The sequence below is a fragment of the Streptosporangium sp. NPDC001681 genome (genome assembly GCF_040298085.1).
GTDB lineage: Bacteria > Actinomycetota > Actinomycetes > Streptosporangiales > Streptosporangiaceae > Streptosporangium.
On the sequence record NZ_JBEOZN010000019.1, the window covers coordinates 14,316 to 32,042 of the forward strand.

The following is a 17,727-nucleotide window of genomic DNA, read 5'->3' on the forward strand; positions in this document are numbered from 1 at the left end:
CATGGTGGTCAGCGAGCGGGTGGGCTCGCGCGAGTCCACCGGACCCGCCCCCGTCAAGGAGCGGCGATCCGGGGGAGGATTCCGCCGTACCGGTCTGGCCTGGGTCTTCGTGACGCCCTTCGTCGTGATGTTCGCGGTGTTCTGGGCGGGACCGCTCCTCGTCGAACTCGGCATGAGCTTCACCGACATGCGCAGTACCGACGTGCGCGATCCCCTCGGGGTGAACCTCGTCGGGCTCGACAACTACCTGCGGCTGTTCGACGACGAGCTCATGCGCAAGGCGGCGGTCAACACGCTGATCTTCGTGGTGACCGCGCTCCCGCTCACCATCGCCCTCGGCCTGGGCGCGGCCGTGGCGCTGAACTCGGGGATCGCCCGGCTGCCCGCCGCGTTCTTCAGGCTCGGTTACTACCTGCCGTACGTCACCAGCATCATCGGCGTCGCGGTGGCCTGGAGGTTCCTGCTCGAACCCGACGCGGGACTGGTCAACCAGGTGCTCGCGGCGGTGGGCGTGGACGGCCCCCGCTGGCTCGCCGACGAGAACCTGGCGCTTCCCGTGATCATCGTCATGACCGCCTGGCGGAGCTTCGGCTTCGACATGGTCGTCCTGCTGGCCGCCCTGCAGGGCATCCCCAGGGAGCTGTACGAGGCGGCGGAGGTCGACGGCGCCGGACGCTGGGAGCGTTTCCGCTCCGTCACGCTGCCGATGCTCCGCCCGGCGCTGCTGTTCTGCACCGTCTACAGCTCCATCGGGTTCGCCCAGTTCATGGAGGAGCCGCTGGTGATGACCCGGGGAGGTCCGGCGGGAGCGACCACCTCGGCGTCGCTCGCCATCTACAACCAGTTCGGCTCCGGCAACTACGGCTACGCCGCAGCCGCCGCGAGCGTCCTGTTCACCGTGATCGTGGCCCTGGCGGTCCTGCAGTTCCGGGTCGGGAGGTCCAGGTGAAACGCCGCTTCTCCACGTACGCGCTGCTCAGCGCCGGACTCGCGCTCGTCGTGCTCCCGTTCGTCTGGACGCTGCTCACCTCGTTCAAGCCGGAGACCGAGATCAGGCGGGACCCGCCGGACCTGCTGCCGGTGCGGTGGACGCTCGGCAACTACGGCGAGTTGCTGGAGAAGATGAACATCACGCAGGTGTTCGTCAACAGCGCTGTGGTGGCCCTCGCCACCGTCGCGGGCAACCTGCTGTTCTGCTCGATGGTCGGGTACGCCTTCGCCAAGCTGGCCTTCCGCGGCAAGAACGTGCTCTTCGCGCTGGTCCTGACACAGATGGCGCTGCCCGCCATCGTGGTGATGATCCCGCAGTTCGTGCTCATCGCGAAGCTCGGCCTGGTCAACACCTTCCTCGGGATCATCCTGCCCGGCCTGGTCACCCCGCTGGGCATCTTCCTGATGCGCCAGTTCATCGCGGACATCCCCGACGAGCTGATCCACGCCGCACGGGTCGACGGCGCCAGGGAGTTCCGGATCTTCTTCCAGATCGTCATGCCGCTCTGCAAGCCCGCCCTGGCCACGCTCGGCCTGATCACGTTCCTCGGCTCGTGGAACAACTTCCTCTGGCCCGCGGTGGTGGCCCAGAGCGAGGACAGGTACACGCTGCCCGTCGCGTTGGCGATCTTCAACGGCTACCAGGGAACCCAGTACGGCCTGCTCATCGCCGGGGCGGTGGTCGTCGTGCTGCCGGTCCTGGTCCTCTTCGTCTTCCTGCAGCGTTTCTTCACCCAGGGCATCGCCTCCACCGGACTCAAGTAACCCACGTAAGGAGCCCCCGTGCGTCGTCGTCACGCGGCCGCCCTGGCGGCCTGTCTCGCCCTGATCACGGCCGCCCCCTCTCCCGCCTCGGCCGCCCCTTCCCCCGCCCCCTCGCTCTCTCCTTCCGCCTCTCCCCTCGTCTCCCCCTCTGTCCCCTTGACAGCGACCCCCTTGACAGCGACCCCCCTGACAGCGGCGCGGCAGCGGGAACTGCTGCGCCGCTACGCCGCGGACACCTGGAAATCCATGGACGCGATGGCCGACCCGGCGACCGGGCTGCCCTCCGACAAGATCGACGGCTCGCTCGACCCCGGCACCCGCGCCAAGGTGACCTCGCCGACCAACATCGCCACCTACCTGTGGAGTACGGTGGCCGCCCGCGACACCCACCTCATCTCCCGGGGTGAGGCCCAGCGGCGCGTCGCCAGAACGCTCGGCTCGACGGCCAAGCTGGAGCGTCACGCCCCGACCGGCCAGTTCTACAACTGGTACGACCCGCACACGCTGCGGATCGTGCGCACCTGGCCGGAGAACGGCTCCGCCGTCCAGCCGTTCCTGTCCAGCGTCGACAACGGCTGGCTCGCGGCCGCCCTCATGATGATCCGCAGTGCCGTGCCCGAGGTCTCCAAGCAGGCCGAGGCGCTGCTGAGCGGCATGGACTTCGAGTCCTACTACGACCCGCAGGCGCGGCCCGACGCGGGCACCGGCCTGCTGCGCGGCGGGTTCTGGCCGGAGAAGCCCACCGGCTGCTCGGTCGAGAGCGACTACAACGGCTCGGGAACCACGGTTTACTCCACCTGCCACCACTACGGCGCGCTCACCGAGGCCAGGATCGCCAGCTACGTCGGCATCGTCCTCGGCCAGCTCCCGCCCGAGCACTATTACGGCATGTGGCGGACCTTCCCCGACACCTGCGACTGGTCGTGGGCCGAGCAGAAGCCGGTCGGCGCCTGGCGCACGTACATGGGCGTCAACGTCTTCGAGGGTACGTACGGCTACCGCGGCATGCGCCTGGTGCCCACCTGGGGCGGCAGCATGTTCGAGGAGCTGATGGTGACCCAGCTCGTGCCGGAGGACGTCTGGGGCGCCAGGAGCTGGGGCCGCAACCAGCCGGTCTACGTGGCCGCCCAGATCGAGCACGGCATGAACGACGCGAAGTACGGATACTGGGGCTTCTCCCCGTCCAACGACCCCGCCGGGGGCTACCGCGAGTACGGCGTGGACGCGATCGGCATGGACACCCCCGGCTACACCTCCGACCAGGAGCGCACCTCCGTCGACTACGGGTTCGAGGGATGCCGCGAGGGCCGGCCGGAACCCGAGTCCTACGGGGACGGCGTGGTCACCCCGCACGCGTCGTTCCTCGCGCTGCGCCACGCGCCGGACGCGGCCCTCGGCAACCTCGCCAGGCTCAGGGCGAACTTCGACTCCTACGGACCCGGCGGTTTCTACGACGCGGTGGCCGTGCGCAGCGGCAAGGTCGCCAAGCAGTATCTCGCCCTCGACCAGGGAATGATCATGATCGCACTCGGCAACGCGCTCGCGGGCGACAGCCTGCGCCGCCACTTCGCGACCCGCGACGTCACGGCCAAACTCGCCCCCGTGCTGCGCCAGGAGGAATGGGCCGTCGTGCCCCCCAGGTGAGCCGTACTCCAACGTGCACATCCACCAACCGACCATCGGGGAGACGTATCCATGAGCACGGCCGATGCCGCACGCCGAGACTGGCAGGCCCGCATCCACAAGGCGTCGGGGGAGGTGACCGCGGCCGGACGGGTCGAGGTCGCCGCCCCCCGCGACCTGCGCGCCGACAGCGGAGGCGGGCACGTCACGCTGACCTGGGAACCGGTGGCCGGGGCCATCGGCTACATCGTCCACCGCGCGCCCGCCGAGGAGGGGCCGTACACCTCGACCAAGCAGCGCGACGTCGACGTACCGGCCGTGCCGGATCCGCGCTACGTCGACACGCTCGGGGAACCCGCCTGGTACCGGGTCGCCGCCATCACCACCGTGGAGCGGACCGGCCCCTTCGCCGGACCGGTGTTCGCCGCGCCGCTCGCCGAGCCGGGCGCGGCGGCCCTGCGGGTCGACGCCTCAGCGAGCACGCGGCCCCTGCCCAGGCCGTGGAAGTACATGATCGGCTCCGAGCACCTGTCGTACATGCTGTCCGCCGACACCGTGGGCGGGCGCCCGATCGGCCCCGAGCTGACCGAGGCCCTGCGGACGATGCGGGAGGAGCTCGGCGTCGAGACCGTGCGCGCCCACGCGATCCTCTGCGACGACCTCGGCGTCTACCGGGAGGACGGCGGGAAGCCCGTGCACGACTTCACCCGGGTGGACGAGGTCTACGACACGATCACCGCATTCGGCATGCGGCCGATCGTGGAGCTGTCGTTCATGCCGCGCGACCTGGCCGCCGACCCGTCGAAGACGGTCTTCGGCTACGGGGCGATCATCTCACCGCCCAGGGACTACGACCGGTGGGGCGACCTGGTCCGCGACCTCACCCGGCACCTCGTCGACCGGTACGGCCTGCGGGAGGTGGTCGACAACTGGGCCTTCGAGGTGTGGAACGAGGCCAACCTGGAGGTCTTCTGGAGCGGTACGCCACAGGAGTTCTTCCGGCTGTACGACGTGTCGGCGGCGGCGGTCAAGGACGTCCACCCGGACATCCGCGTCGGCGGCCCGTCGTCGGCGGCCAACGGCTGGGTCCAGGAGCTGATCGACCACGTGGACGCCTCGGGCGCGGCGCTCGACTTCGTCTCCACCCACACCTACGGCAACGCCCCGCTCGACTGGCGGCCCGTCCTGGAACGGCACGGCCGCGAGGGCACGCCGATCTGGTGGACGGAGTGGGGTCCGACCCCCACCCACTTCCACGGCATCGGCGACGGGCCGTTCGGGGCGGCGTTCCTGCTGCACGGGATGAGGTCGGCGGCCGGACGGGTGGACGCGCTGGCCCACTGGGTGGCCTCGGACCACTTCGAGGAGCTGGGCCGCCCACCGGCACTCTTCCACGGCGGGTTCGGCCTGCTCACGGTCGGCAACCTGCGCAAGCCCCGTTATCTCGCGCTCACCCTGGCCGACCGGCTGGGCGCGGACGAGCTCGCCTGCTCGGCCACCGGCGACGTCGCGGGAGTCGAGGCGTGGGCGGCGCGCTCGGCCACCGGCGTCGTCGGGGTGCTGGTGTGGAACGGCACCCTCGACCAGGACAGAGCCGACGGCGAGGAGATCCTGTCGCGCGAGGTCACCCTCACCGTCGAGGGACTGGCCACGGGGAAGTACGCGGTCAGCCACCACCGGATCGACGAGAGGCACTCCAACATACGGGCGGTCTGGGCGGAGATCGGCGGGGGCGCGGACTGGCCCGAGGGCGAGCAGTGGGAACGGCTCCACACCGCGAACAGCCTGGACGAGCTGGAACCCGCCCGTACCGTCCACGCGGAGGATGGGACCTTGCGGCTGGAGTTCACGCTGCCCATGCCCGCCGTCTCCTACCTGGAGTTCACCCCGGCGTGACGGGGGCGCGAGTACATCCGGCCGCCGGTGAGGTTCCGCGCGTTCCGAGGGGCGTGTGCCGGGGCGGGGCCCGGTCATCTCACTCCCGGCGGGATCGCCGTGCCGCTTTCGGGAACCGCGAGCGCCCGGGGAGGCAACAACGGGTGTCCTGACCGAGAGCCGAGAGGCCGGATATGAGCGAGACGAGCCGGACCGGGACGGAGGTCGGCGCGGTCCTTTTCCCCGACGAGGGGGCGGGGATCGACGACGCCTCCCTCATCGAGCGGTCCCGGCGGGAGCCCGAGGCGTTCGCCGAGGTCTTCCACCGGCACGCGCCGGAGATCAAGCGCTACGTCACCCGGCGGCTGGGGGTCGACGCGGCGGAGGACGTGGTGGCGGACACCTTTCTGGTGGCGTTCCGCGGGCGGGAGGGCTACGACCCGTCCCAGCCCAGCGCGCGCCCGTGGTTGTACGGCATCGCGACCAACCTGATCAGGCGGCACCGGCGCGTCGAGGTGCGGCAGTTGCGCGTTCTCGAACGGACCGGCGTCGATCCGGTGACCGTCCCGTTCACCGAGCGCAGCGACGAGCGGCTGAGCGCCGGTGCGGTACGGCGGAGCCTGGCGGCCGCCCTGGCGAGGTTGCCCTCGGGCCACCGGGACGTGTTGCTGCTGGTGACGTGGGGTGGCCTGACCTACTCGGAGGCCGCCCAGTCGCTGGGCATCCCGGTGGGCACGGTCCGCTCGCGCGTCAACCGCGCCCGGAGCAAGGTACGCAGGCAACTCGGCGGAGTCGATCCCACGTCTGTCAGCGAGGAATCCGTCCATGAATGAGATGACCCAGTTGAACCGGCTGCGCTCGGAAGTGCCCCGGCCGGGAGCGCCGGAGCTGCGCGCCGAGGAGCGGCGGCTGCTGTCGGAGATCGCCGCTCCCGGCACGGCGCCGCCCGCCCGTTCCGGTCGCCGGACGGGCCGCCTGCCGGGCCGTCCGGTGAGCCTTCGGGCGAACCTCCGTACCAGCCTCGCACTGGGAGCCGCGGCCATGGCGGTCACCGGGGTCGCGTTTGTCGGCGCCCGTTCGCTCCCCTCGTCGGAATCGGCGGTCCGGGTGGCGCCCGTGGCGGTGGTGGAGGTCCTCCGGCGCGCCGCCGACACCGCGAGCCGGCAGGACGAGCTGCACCCGAGGCCCGGCCAGTTCCTCGTCTACGAGTCGCAGGCCATGTTTCCGGTCAAGCTGGAGGAGGGCCGCTACCTCGACCGCAGCATGATCAAGCTCTGGCTGCCGGTCGAGGGTTCTCCCCTGGTCGAGGGGGTCATGTCGGTCAGGCACCTGGAACCGGAGCCCTACCCGGGAGAGCCGCTGCCCGCCGAGGCCAGGCGACGGGCGGGGGGCGGGGGCGAGCCGTCGAGACTTGACGGCATCGACATCCGTCCCGACCACCTGCGCACCGACTACGCCCACCTGAGCCGGTTGCCCACCGACCCCGCGGGGATGCGCGAGCACCTCTACACCGGTCTGTCCGGGGGACCCCTCGATCACTACGAGGCCTGGGGGCGGGTCGGTTCGATGATCACGCAGGCGTACCTGCCGGCCGCCCAGCGGGCCGCGCTCTTCGCGGCGACCGGCACGATCCCCGGGGTCGAGACCGTCGACGGGGTCAAGGACGCGGCGGGACGCACGGGGGTCGCGGCGGCCATGGCCAACCGGGAGGGCGGGGTGCGGCACGAGTACATCTTCGACCCCGTCACCTACCTGTACCTGGGCGAGCGCGTCGTCGTGGTGGACGCGGCCAGGGCCGGGGCCCCGGTGGGCAGCGTGCTGACCTCGACGGCGCTGCTGAAGGTCGAGGTGGCCGACCACGCGCCCAAGGTCGCCCGATAGCCGGGGCCGTGCCGCCCTCTCCGGCGGCCCCGCGCTTCCGGCAGCCGAGAGTGCGGGGCTCCGGAGACCATGACGGCAGGCACAGGCACAGGCACAGGCACAGGCACAGGCACTCGCGCTCCCGCGGGTGTCCCATACGCGAGCACCGAGGGCATCCGGGGCCCCGCAGGTGAGCGGCACCGGACCACACGATCGTGACGCGCCCACCGAGTGGTACAAATCCACACTTTTACTACGAATCGGGGGTATGGCGAAGGCACTGGTTTCTGTCACCATTACCCCATGCACGCCTTCCGCCTCCTGCGCGCCGCGGTGTTCGCGGTCGTGTGCGTGACGGCGTCGCTGGCCATGCACGTGCTGGCCGGAGGCAGCCCGGTCGGGCCGGGCGTGCTGGTCTGGGCGGTGCCGCCGACCGCGGCGGGCGCCTTCCTCCTCGCCCGGCGGCAGCGTGGCTTCGGCATGCTGCTCGGGGCGAGCTTCGCCGCGCAGTACGGCATGCACCTGTGGTTCACCTCCGGTGAGGTCACACCGGTGACCGGGCACGAGCACGGTACCGGTGGCCTGTACGCGGGTGTGTTCATGCTGCTGGTGCACGCCGTGATGGCGCTGCTGTCCGCCCACTGGCTGGAGCGGGGGGAGTGCGGCCTGGCCATGCTCGTGTTCCTGCTCTTCGCCTCGGTCCTCACCCTGCTGGTGTGGCGCGCGCCCGTCGCCTGCCGCGTCGCCCCGCCCGCCGCGCCCGACGACCGGGTGCCGCTCCGCACCCGGCTGCTCGCCGCCGCGGTGTCACGTCGCGGGCCGCCCGCGCTTCCGCTCGCCATCTGACATCGGGCCCGCGCGCCCGGACGCCGTCGTGCCCGCCGGGCACGCGACTCCGGACACCGCGTGTTCCCGGACTGTGAGCCGTCGCGCCTTTCCCGGACGGTGAACCCGGGTCCCACCATGGCCGATCGGCCCGAACTCCCTCGCGCCCTTCCCGGGCGGTGAGCCGGCGTCCCGCCACCCCGCCCGGGGTGGCGAGCCCGGCTCTCGCAGTGCCCTCCCGGTCTGCTGCCCCGATGCCGTCACGCTCTCGCGGCGGCCGTCCCGGCGAACCGGACCCGCACCGTCGAACCGAACCCCACACCGCGGTGACGCGTACCTGTCGGTGCGCGCGTTCCCTGCGAACGGAGAACCTCCATGACGTCGAACGTCGAGCTCCAGCCCGAGGCTGGGCCGTCCACACCGTCCACACCGTCCACCCCCCGCACGCCCTCCACCTGGGCGACGCTGCGCTCGCTCCTGCTTCGCCTGCACTTCTACGCCGGCCTCCTCGTCGCGCCCTTCCTGCTGGTGGCGGCGGTGACCGGCCTGCTGTACGCGGCCTCCTTCCAGCTGGAGCAGGTGGTCCACGCCCACGAGCTGACCGTCCCCGTCCCGGAGGGGCAGCAGAAGGTGCCGCTGGCACAACAGATCACCGCCGCCACCGCCGCGCACCCCGAGGGAACCCTCGGAGCCGTGCGGACCTTCGACGAGCCGGGTCAGACGACCCGGGTACTGCTCGACGTGCCAGGCCTCGCGGAGAGCACCCGCCTGGCGGTCTTCGTCGACCCGTACACCGGTCAGGTCCGGGGCGCCCTGGAGAGCTACGGCAGCTCGGGCGCCCTGCCCGTGCGGACCTGGATCTCCCAGCTCCACCGTCACCTGCACCTGGGCGAGCCGGGACGCGTCTACAGCGAGATGGCCGCCAGCTGGCTCTGGCTGGTCGGACTCGGCGGGCTGGTGCTCTGGCTGACCCGTCGCCGCCGGGCAGGGCAGCGGCTGCGCCGCGTCGTCGCGCCCGAGCGCGGCGCCCGCGGCCTGCGCAGGACCCTCTCCTGGCACGGCTCGGTCGGCCTGTGGGCGCTGATCGGCCTGCTCGCCCTGTCGGCCACCGGCCTGACCTGGTCGAAGTACGCCGGAGCCAACGTCGACGTGCTGCAGACCTCGTTCGGCTGGTCCACCCCGTCGATGCCCTCCTCCGGCGGCCACGGTGACCACGCCGCCGGGGGTCACGGGGGAGGCGGCACCCAGGGCGTCGACGCCGACCAGGTGGTCCGGGCGGCGGCGGGCAGCGGCCTGTCCGGGCCCCTGGAGGTCGTCTGGCCGTCGTCCGAGCCGGGGAGCTCGTACGTGGTCAAGGAGATGGACCGCCTCTGGCCGCAGCGCAACGACCAGGTGGCGGTCGATCCCACCACCGGCCAGGTGACCGCCGAGCTGCGCTTCGACGACTTCCCCGTGGTGGCCAAGCTGATCCGGTGGGGCATCGACGGGCACATGGGCGTGCTGTTCGGCCTGGTCAACCAGATCCTGCTGGCCGTGCTGGCAGTGGCACTGATCTCGGTCATCGTGTGGGGCTACCGCATGTGGTGGCTGCGCCGCCCGACCCGGGGTTTCGGCGCCCCCTACCGGCGCGGCGGCCTGCGGAGGCTGCCCCTGGTCGTGATCCTTCCCCTGGCGGCCGTGGTGATCGCCGTGGGCGTGTTCCTCCCGTTGCTGGGCATCTCGCTGCTGGCCTTCCTCGTGATCGACGTCGTCCTCGCCAGGATCGCGGCGTCGCGCGCGGGGAGGTCGGGCGCCGACGAGCCCGGCACCGACGAGTCCGGCACCGACGAGTCCGGTGCCGACAGGTCCGGAGCCGGGGTCTCCGGCTGAGGTCGCGGGGGTGCGGTGCGGGCGCGTGCCGCACCCCCGCGTACGCCTTCCACCACCCGGGTCAGTCCGGGTGGTGCTGGTGTTGCAGGTAGGCGGCGGTCTCGGGGTTGGCGGGGAAGTACGCCTCGATGGCCAGCTCGGCGACGGTGATGTCCAGCGGGGTGCCGAAGGTGGCCATGGTGCTGAAGAAGGCCAGCTCCCGGTAGCCTCGGCGGAGCCTGAGGGGGATCACGATGTGACCGGGGCCGGGCCGGTCTATCTCGGGTTCCGGCTGGTCGCAGGGGTAGTCGTCGAGTTCCCGCCAGAGCGCGGCCAGGTCGGGGTCGGCGGTGAGGCTCATCTGGCGGCGGAGCCGGTGCAGGAGGTGGGCCCGCCACTCGCCCAGGTTGATGATCCGCTGCGCCATGCCCTTGGGGTGCAGGCTCAGCCGGAGCACGTTGACCGGGGGGACCAGCAGCTCGGGCGCGACCCCGCGCAGCAGCAGCCCGGTGGCGGGGTTGCGGTCGATGAGGTTCCAGCGCTGGTCGACGACCACCGCCGGGTACGGCTCGTGCCCGCTGAGCACCTGCCCCAGCGCCTCGCGTACGGACGCCATGTGCGGGGAGTTGAGCGGTGTCTCCGAGTAGAGCGGTGCGAAACCGCCGGAGAGCAGCAGGTGGTTGCGCTCGCGGAGGGGGAGTTCCAGCTCTTCGGCGAGGTGCAGGATCATCTGCCTGCTCGGTTTGGACCTTCCGGTCTCCACGAAGCTCAGATGCCGGGTGGAGATGTCCGCCTGGATCGCCAGGTCCATCTGGCTCATTCGCCGGCGCTCCCGCCACTGGCGCAGAAGCTCACCTACCGGCCGGGACGTGCTGGTGGTGGTCATGCAGCTCACGATAACCGGTGATGATCAGCAAAAGCATTACTGTGTACGTAACGCTTTTCATGATGCGGAGGCGGAAGCCGCGTTCCTCGTCGCTCGGTGTTCCGGCCCTCGGCGACCCGAGGATGCGCGTCGAGATCCGCGTCACCGCCGTCATCGGCCACGGTGACTGACCGACACACCACATGAGCCGCGCCGGTTTCCGGTCCGGCGATCGACGTTCACACCTGGGGCTCCGCCCCGGGGGCCTCGGCCGGGGCGGAGCGGGCATCTTTCAGAGCATCAGCCGGACCGGTTTCTCGATGCTCTCCCGCAGAGCGGCGAACCACCGTGCCGCCAACACGCCGTCCACGGGCCGGTGGTCTGCGGAGAGAGTCAGCGTCATCACCTCCGCTGCCTCCAGGCCGCCGTCCTCGGCGACAACCGGTGTCCGGGTCGTCGTGCCGACGGCCAGGATGGCAGCCTGTGGCGGATTGATGATCGCGCTGAACTCCTCGACCCCGTACATGCCGAGGTTGCTGATGGTGATCGAACCTCCCTCCAGGTCGCTCTGGCGCAACGTGCCGTTGCGGGCCTGCTCACTGAAGGCGCGGACCTGGGCGGAGACAGCCGACAGGGACAGTGACTCGACACCCCGCAGCACGGGGGTAACCAGCCCGCCGTCCGTGGCGACGGCGACCGCTACGTCAACGGTGTGGAAACGGCGCACCGCGTCAGTCGTCCAGACGGCGTTCATCTCGGGCACCTGGACGTGAGCCGCGGCAATGGCCTTGATGAGCAGGTCGTTGACGGAGATCTTCACCCCGCCGTCCGTGTTGATCCGCTGCCGTAGGGCGAGGAGCTCACCGACGCGGACCTGTCCCTTGACGTAGAAGTGGGGGGCGCTCTGCTTGCTCTGCGTCAGCCTGCCGGCGATGGCCTGCCGGATCCGTGAGTGCGGAATCACGTCGTACGCCGCGTCGGCGCCGGACGCGGCGGCTCGGGGCGCGCCGGGGGACTCGGAGGCCGGAGCCGGAGCGGGGCCGGCGGGCCGCGGTGTCCGGGCGGCGATCGCGGCGTTGACATCGTCCCGCGTGACTCGCCCTCCCGGCCCTGTTCCGGTGATGGTGCCGATGGCGATACCCGCGTCGCGGGCCAGCCGGCGGGCCAACGGGCTGGAGAAGGTCCGCCTGTCCTCAGGCCGGGCGGTGAGGTTCGGTGACGCGGTCTGCTCCGTCCCGGGAACCTCCCGCCGGACGACCGGCTTGGCCTGAACCGGTTCCGTGACACCGAGCTTGGCGAGAAGGCGGTCGAGGTCACCCACATCTTCGCCCGGCGCGGCGATGACCGCGATCGGGCTGCCTACCTCGACCTCGGTACCGCTGGGAACGAGCGCCTTGATCAGGGTTCCGTCCGCGTGGGCCGGAACGTCCACCTCGGCCTTGTCGGTCTCGACGGTCGCGACCGCGTCGCCCGCGCGGAACGAGGTGCTCTCGGGGACGGGCCAGCCGGACAGGACCGCTGTTGTCGAACCGGCCGCGACCTCCGGCATGCGGAGTAGCTCAGCCATGGTTTCCTCCGTGGTGCGTAGATGTCGGCGGTTCAGCGACCGGTGATCTTCTTGAGCTGTGCGGTGACCTCGTCGGCCTGGGCGATGGCGGCCCGCTCCAGCACCTTGCTGATGCTCGGGGACGCTTCACCTCCGGTGACCCGCTGGACGGGCTGGTCCAGCCAGTCGAAGAAGCGACGCTGGATCTCGTCCGCCAGCCAGCCGCCGTAGGAGGTGCCGACGGCTCCCTGCTCGGCGATCAGGACGTTGTTGGTCTTGCGGATACTCATGCCGATGGTGTCCCAGTCGATGCTCGCCCGGTCCAGCCAGCGCAGATCGATCACCTCAACGTCGATGTCGCTGCTCTCCACGGCCTCCAGGACGTAGTTCGTCATGGCGAGGTAGGTCAGCACGGTGAGGTCCGAACCTGTCCGCCTGACGGCGGCCTTCCCCACCGGCAGGCAGAAGTCCAAGTCCTCCGCCGGGGTCTGTCCCGTGGTCGGGTAGAGGTCCACATGCTCCAGGACGACGACGGGGTCGTTGCAGCGCAGCGCACTGTTCATCAGGCCTATGTAGTCGAAAGGCGTGGAAGGCGCGACGATGCGCCAGCCCGGAGCGGTGGCGAAGATCCCGGCCGGATCCATGGAGTGCTGGGAGCCGTATCCGGTGCCCATGGCGACCTTGCTGCGCAGGACGAGGGGAACGTCGCTGCTGCCTCCGAACATGTGCCGGGCCTTGCCGATCTGGTTGAACAGCTGGTCGGCGGCGACCCACATGAAGTCCGCGTACATGAACTCCACGACCGGCCGGTAGCGCCCCTCGAGCGCGATGCCGCCGGCCAGACCGGCGAAGGCGTTCTCACTGATGGGCGTGCCGAGAACGCGTTCGGGGAACGCCTCGGCGAGGCCGCGGGTGGCGCCGTTCGTACCGCCCTTGAGACGGTGGACGTCCTCCCCGAGCACGACGATCCGTTCGTCCTCGGCCATGCGCCGGCCCATGACCTCGGCCACCGCGTCGATGAACTTGCGCTCCTTCAGCTTTCCCCGGAAGGAGGTGAGATCGGCGGTCCGTACCCCCTCGAACTCGCTGAGGTCTCCGCGAACACCCACATCCCGGAAATCGGGGTCCGGCCACAGGTGCGGCTTGATCTGCCGCCGGCCGGGCTTTCCCCCGGGCACCGGCTCGAGGAGTTCACCTGCGACAGCCTCCATCTCGGCCTTGGCACGTTCCGTGCACCGGGCCGTCTCCGTCTCGGTGAGGATGCCGCGGCGCAGCAGATGGGACGTGATGAGCGCCAGCGGGTCCCGCTCCCGCCACTCCTGCTCTTCTTCCTTGCTGCGGTAGCCGAAGGCGCTGCCCGGGAAGGGGCCGTTCTGGTGGAAGTAGCGGTAGACGTCGGCCTCCACGACCGTGGGGCCCCCGCCCGCCCGCATGTGGGCGACCGCTTCGCCGGTCGCCAGGTACACGGCGAGGGGATCCATGCCGTCGACGCGCCAACTGGGGATGTTGAAGGCCGGCCCGCGTGCGGACAGCCGCGGTTCGGCGGTGACCTCGTTGACGTGTGTGGAGACGGCGTACTGGTTGTTCTCGATGAAGAAGCACACCGGGAGATGCCAGGCCCCGGCGAGGTTGAGGGTCTCCAGGACGGAGCCGATGTTGACCGCACCGTCACCGAAGTAGGAGACGGAGACCGCGTCCGTGGCGGCATGCCGGGCCGACCAGGCGAATCCGGCGGCCTGGGGAACACCGCCGCCCACGATGGCGTTGGTGCCCATGGCGCCGGCCTCGCGCCACTGCAGGTGCATGGATCCGCCGCGCCCGCGGCAGAACCCGTCAGCGAGGCCGCAGATCTCCGACAGGCTGCGGGAGAGCACCGTGCGGACCGCGTCCGGCAGAGGGGCCCTGAGGTCGATGCCGTCGGCGGCCACGTAGCCGAGTGCCTTGGCGAGGAACTGGTGGTGCCCACGGTGTGAGCCGTTGACGTAGTCGCTGCCGGTGAGCGTGAGCACCGAGCCGACAGCGCCGCCCTCCTGGCCGATGCTGGAGTGGGCGGGCCCGTGTACCAGGCCCTGGGACGCGAGGGAGAGGACGTATTCCTCGAAGGTCCTGATGAGGAGCGTTTGGGTGAACATCGAGATGAGCAGCGCTGGATCGGCAGCGTCCCAGTCCTTCTTCGTCGCGACGACCTCGACCCAGGGGGCAGCTGGGCTGAGCTTCTTGTGTGTGGGCACGGACGCCTCCAAGACATGAGCACATGGCTCGGCCGGGCTCGAACACCCAGCTCTTGCGGTTGTCCCACAGTCCCGTCGAATGGATCCACATGCAAGGTCACGTTATCAATGTGTTACATAAGCATTACAGGCATGGGCATTGACTGGCCTCGTTTGGAGCGTGAAGGTCTACGTTTAAGAAACATGGATCCAATGGAGGATGGTCATGGCGAAGACACCGAGCGGCCCCGGTGACCTCAAGGAGTTTGAGCAGGAGTCCTGGTGGGAGGCGGTTCGAACCGAACTCAACGCGGACTCCCAGTGGGCGGAGGCGGCCAGGTACTTCCCCGCCCGCATCGAGTTCCGCAGTGACCACAGCTCCTGGACGGTGGACACCCGCGACGGGCGGGTCGTCTCTGTGCGGCAGGGACCTCACCCGCAGGGAGCCGACATCACCATCGTCGCCCCGGACGCGGAGTGGCGCCGCGTGATCGACGGGCGGACCGACTGGTTCGAGGGCACCTCGCCGGGGCTGGGCCGCATCACCGTGGAGGGCGACGGGATCGCCGCCATGCGCAACGTCAAGGCCATGTGGCGTCTGCTCGGCGCGCTGTCCAAAGCCGGCAGGCCCGCAGCCGAGCCCGGGCCTTACTCTCCCGACCCCGAGACGGGCCGCCACACCGTCCTCACCGGGCGCTATATCGAGGTCAACGGTCTGCGGACGTACTACGAGGAGGCCGGTGAGGGCATCCCGATCGTCTGTATCCATGCGGCGGGCCAGGACACCCTGATGTACCGCCACGTCGTGGAGGGACTGTCCGACGAGTTCCGCGTCATCTCCATCGACGCTCCCGGCCACGGCAAGACCCTCGAACCGGCCGGCGGCGCCTTCCGTGACATCAGCGACCACGCCGACTTCAACGAGGCGTTCATCGAAGCTCTCGGCCTACGGAACCCGGTCATCGTAGGGTGCTCGATGGGCGGCAACATGGTCCTCGAACTGGCCTCCCGGCGGCCGGACTTCTACCGCGCCGTCATCTCGGCCGAGGGCTCCGACTACACCCCGACCGTCAGCGACACGCTGCTGGAGATGCTGCTGCTGAACGGTCCGCAGATCCTGGAAGGCTGGTCCCGCTCCATGACCGGCCACCGCACCCCGCCCGACCGTGCCCGCGAGGTCGTGTGGCAACTGCGCAGGGTCTGCCCGGAGGTGATCGCCGCAGATCTCACCGGCTACGCCGGCTTCGACCGCCGCGATCAGGTCGGTCGGATCGAGAGCCCGGTGCTGCTGTTGCGCGGCGACGCGGACTGGCTGGTCCCGCAGGAAATGGTCGAGCAGGTCGCCGGCCGTATCCCCGGCAGTCAGATCGCGGTCCTTGAGGGGACCGGCCACTACCCGATGATCGAGAACCCCGTCGAGTTCAACCAGACGGTGCGCGACTTCGTGCGGGAGACCCTGCGATGAGCGGTCCCTCGGCCGGCCTCCCGGATCCCGCTGTGCTGCCGGCGCCCCTGGCGGGTCTGCCGGTGGCCCAGGTCGGCATCCTCGTACCCGACCTGGCGGCAGGCGTCGCCACCTGGTCGGCGCTGCTGGGAAAGGACGACTGGCTCATCTACACCTACGGGCCCGACACCGTTCCCCACCTGGCCTACCGTGGCGAGCCGGGCAGGTTCCGGATGCGGGTCGCTCTCACCGGAAGCGCCCCGCAGGTCGAACTGATCGAGTCGCTCGAAGGGCCGAGCATCTACACGGAGTGGATCAGTGAGCACGGCTACGGCCTTCACCACCTGGGCTTCCGGGTTCCGTCCGCGGAGAAGACCATCCGCGAGGTGACGGCGAGTGGTGTCGCTCTGCTGCAGTCCGGCAGCGGGTACGGGCAGGGCGGCGACGGGGGGTTCGCCTACTTCGACACCCAGGACAGCGTTGGCCTGATCGTCGAGGCCATCGAGGTCCCCAAGCGCCGCAGGCCGTCCGAGCCGCTGCCCCGGGGGCGGCGGTGAGTCCGGTCGGCAGCCGCGGCCTGCCGGGATTGGCAGGGGTCGAGCACGTCGGTTTCACAGTGCCCGACCTGGACGCGGCCACCCGGTTCTTCACCGAGGTCATCGGATGCGAACTGGTCTACACCCTGGGCCCTTTCCGGTCCGACGGCACGTGGATGGCCGACAATCTCAACGTCCATCCACGAGCGGTGATGCACCGCCTGGGCTTCTTCCGCTGCGCCAACGGTCCCAACTTCGAGGTGTTCCAGTACGAGTCTCCGGACCAGCACCCGACCCCGCCCCGCAACAGCGATATAGGCGGCCATCACCTGGCCTTCTACGTCCAGGACCTGGACGCGGCCGTGGCGCACCTGCAGGCGTACGACGTGACCGTCCTGGGGGAGCCGACCGACAGCACCGGCCCGAGCGAGGGGCAGCGCTGGGTGTACTTCCTCACCCCCTGGGGCATGCAGCTGGAGCTTGTCTCCTTCCCCCACGGCAAGGCGTACGAGAAGGCGCTTGATCGGAGCGGGGGCCAGGGAGTGAGGTTGTGGCAACCTGAGATGCCGGATCACCTGTCACGTTAGGAAGACAATGCCGCCAGGCCTCGACGGACCGTCCTCTGTCGCCAGCCAGAGGGTCGCCGACACACTGCGCAAGCAGATCCTCTCCGGGGACCTCGCCCCGGGCGCGAGGATCATGCAAGAAGAGGTCGCCGCGTCTTTCGGCTCCAGCCGGCTGCCGGTCCGCGAGGCCCTGCGGATTCTGGAGGCCGAAGGCCTGGTCGTCCTCAAACCGAACAGCGGGGCCTGGGTCTCCAAGATGGACCTGGCTGAGTGCCAGGCGACCTACAAGCTGAGAGAGCGGGTAGAACCTCTCGCCCTCAGCGAGTCAATGCCGAATCTCACTTCAGACGACTTCGCACGGCTGGATGAAATTCAGCATGAGATCGAGACGAACCATGACGTCGACCATTTCCTCATCCTCGACAGAGAATTCCATCTGATTACCTACTCGGGCTGCCGCATTGATCATCTGCTCACGATGGTCCGGCGCTTTTGGAACACGACTCAGCATTACCGGCGGGCCTACGCCCATCTCATCGATCCGGCCGGGCACGAACTGATCAACTTCGAGCACCGGCTGATCATAGAGGCGATCAAGCGAGGCGATCCCATCGACGCCGAACGCTTCCTGGCAGGGCATATCCGCCGGACACGGCTGGCGCTGTCGCTGCACCCCGAACTGTTCGCCGGGTGAAGACGCCGATCGGCTGACATATCTTCCGTTCATTTCCGGGCGGGCCGCACCAGGGGCGGTCCCCTTCTTCGGGGTGCCCG

15 protein-coding genes are annotated in these 17,727 nt (G+C 70.1%); 12 read left to right on the forward strand and 3 right to left on the reverse strand.

Features of this window, described 5'->3' with window-relative positions; translation table 11 throughout:
- Position 1: 1 nt before the first annotated feature.
- The 8 genes from ABT130_RS11730 to ABT130_RS11765 all read left to right on the forward strand — a co-directional run bounded on the left by ABT130_RS11730 (position 2) and on the right by ABT130_RS11765 (position 9,807).
- Positions 2 to 949, forward strand: coding sequence for a carbohydrate ABC transporter permease (locus ABT130_RS11730; RefSeq protein WP_350912556.1), 948 nt, complete (start codon positions 2 to 4; stop codon positions 947 to 949).
- The gene (locus tag ABT130_RS11735; RefSeq protein ID WP_350954941.1) at positions 946 to 1,755 is read left to right on the forward strand and encodes a carbohydrate ABC transporter permease; all 810 of its coding nucleotides are present in this window, start codon (positions 946 to 948) and stop codon (positions 1,753 to 1,755) included. The genes ABT130_RS11730 and ABT130_RS11735 overlap by 4 nt, the downstream gene beginning before the upstream one ends.
- A gap of 18 nt (positions 1,756 to 1,773) precedes the next feature.
- Positions 1,774 to 3,399 carry a glucoamylase family protein gene (locus tag ABT130_RS11740; RefSeq protein ID WP_350954944.1) on the forward strand — a complete coding sequence of 542 codons (1,626 nt, stop codon included), beginning with the start codon at positions 1,774 to 1,776 and terminating at the stop codon, positions 3,397 to 3,399.
- Between the two features lie 51 nt (positions 3,400 to 3,450).
- Positions 3,451 to 5,274: a GH39 family glycosyl hydrolase gene (locus ABT130_RS11745; protein WP_350954947.1), complete on the forward strand. Its 1,824-nt coding sequence runs from the start codon at positions 3,451 to 3,453 to the stop codon at positions 5,272 to 5,274.
- A 173-nt stretch (positions 5,275 to 5,447) separates the two neighbouring features.
- The gene (locus tag ABT130_RS11750) at positions 5,448 to 6,086 is read left to right on the forward strand and encodes an RNA polymerase sigma factor (protein WP_350954949.1); all 639 of its coding nucleotides are present in this window, start codon (positions 5,448 to 5,450) and stop codon (positions 6,084 to 6,086) included.
- A complete protein-coding gene (locus tag ABT130_RS11755) occupies positions 6,079 to 7,134 on the forward strand; it encodes a CU044_5270 family protein (protein ID WP_350954952.1) in 1,056 nt (351 codons plus the stop codon). The genes ABT130_RS11750 and ABT130_RS11755 overlap by 8 nt, the downstream gene beginning before the upstream one ends.
- A gap of 282 nt (positions 7,135 to 7,416) precedes the next feature.
- Positions 7,417 to 7,959, forward strand: a complete 543-nt coding sequence (locus tag ABT130_RS11760) for a hypothetical protein (RefSeq protein WP_350954954.1) — start codon at positions 7,417 to 7,419, stop codon at positions 7,957 to 7,959.
- Between the two features lie 354 nt (positions 7,960 to 8,313).
- Positions 8,314 to 9,807 (forward strand): PepSY-associated TM helix domain-containing protein, encoded by a 1,494-nt coding sequence (locus tag ABT130_RS11765; RefSeq protein WP_350954957.1) that lies wholly within the window; start codon positions 8,314 to 8,316, stop codon positions 9,805 to 9,807.
- A gap of 61 nt (positions 9,808 to 9,868) precedes the next feature.
- On the opposite strand, the gene ABT130_RS11770 is transcribed toward ABT130_RS11765, so the two are convergent.
- From ABT130_RS11770 to ABT130_RS11780, 3 genes are all read right to left on the reverse strand, one after another.
- Positions 9,869 to 10,672 carry a helix-turn-helix domain-containing protein gene (locus tag ABT130_RS11770; protein ID WP_350912574.1) on the reverse strand — a complete coding sequence of 268 codons (804 nt, stop codon included), beginning with the start codon at positions 10,670 to 10,672 and terminating at the stop codon, positions 9,869 to 9,871.
- A gap of 271 nt (positions 10,673 to 10,943) precedes the next feature.
- Positions 10,944 to 12,218 (reverse strand): 2-oxo acid dehydrogenase subunit E2, encoded by a 1,275-nt coding sequence (locus ABT130_RS11775; protein ID WP_350954960.1) that lies wholly within the window; start codon positions 12,216 to 12,218, stop codon positions 10,944 to 10,946.
- A gap of 32 nt (positions 12,219 to 12,250) precedes the next feature.
- Positions 12,251 to 14,428, reverse strand: coding sequence for an alpha-ketoacid dehydrogenase subunit alpha/beta (locus ABT130_RS11780; protein WP_350954963.1), 2,178 nt, complete (start codon positions 14,426 to 14,428; stop codon positions 12,251 to 12,253).
- 205 nt (positions 14,429 to 14,633) lie between these two features.
- Between ABT130_RS11780 and ABT130_RS11785 the strand changes: the two genes are divergently transcribed.
- From ABT130_RS11785 to ABT130_RS11800, 4 genes are read left to right on the forward strand one after another with little or no spacing between them, the layout of a single operon-like run.
- On the forward strand, positions 14,634 to 15,872 hold the full coding sequence (locus ABT130_RS11785) for an alpha/beta fold hydrolase (RefSeq protein ID WP_350954965.1): 1,239 nt from the start codon (positions 14,634 to 14,636) through the stop codon (positions 15,870 to 15,872).
- Positions 15,869 to 16,408, forward strand: a complete 540-nt coding sequence (locus ABT130_RS11790) for a VOC family protein (RefSeq protein WP_350954968.1) — start codon at positions 15,869 to 15,871, stop codon at positions 16,406 to 16,408. Before ABT130_RS11785 ends, ABT130_RS11790 begins: the two co-directional genes overlap by 4 nt.
- Entirely contained in the window at positions 16,405 to 16,974 is a 570-nt protein-coding gene (locus ABT130_RS11795; protein WP_350954971.1) for a VOC family protein, read from the forward strand. Before ABT130_RS11790 ends, ABT130_RS11795 begins: the two co-directional genes overlap by 4 nt.
- A 7-nt stretch (positions 16,975 to 16,981) precedes the next feature.
- Positions 16,982 to 17,647 carry a GntR family transcriptional regulator gene (locus tag ABT130_RS11800; protein WP_350954974.1) on the forward strand — a complete coding sequence of 222 codons (666 nt, stop codon included), beginning with the start codon at positions 16,982 to 16,984 and terminating at the stop codon, positions 17,645 to 17,647.
- Positions 17,648 to 17,727: the final 80 nt, after the last annotated feature.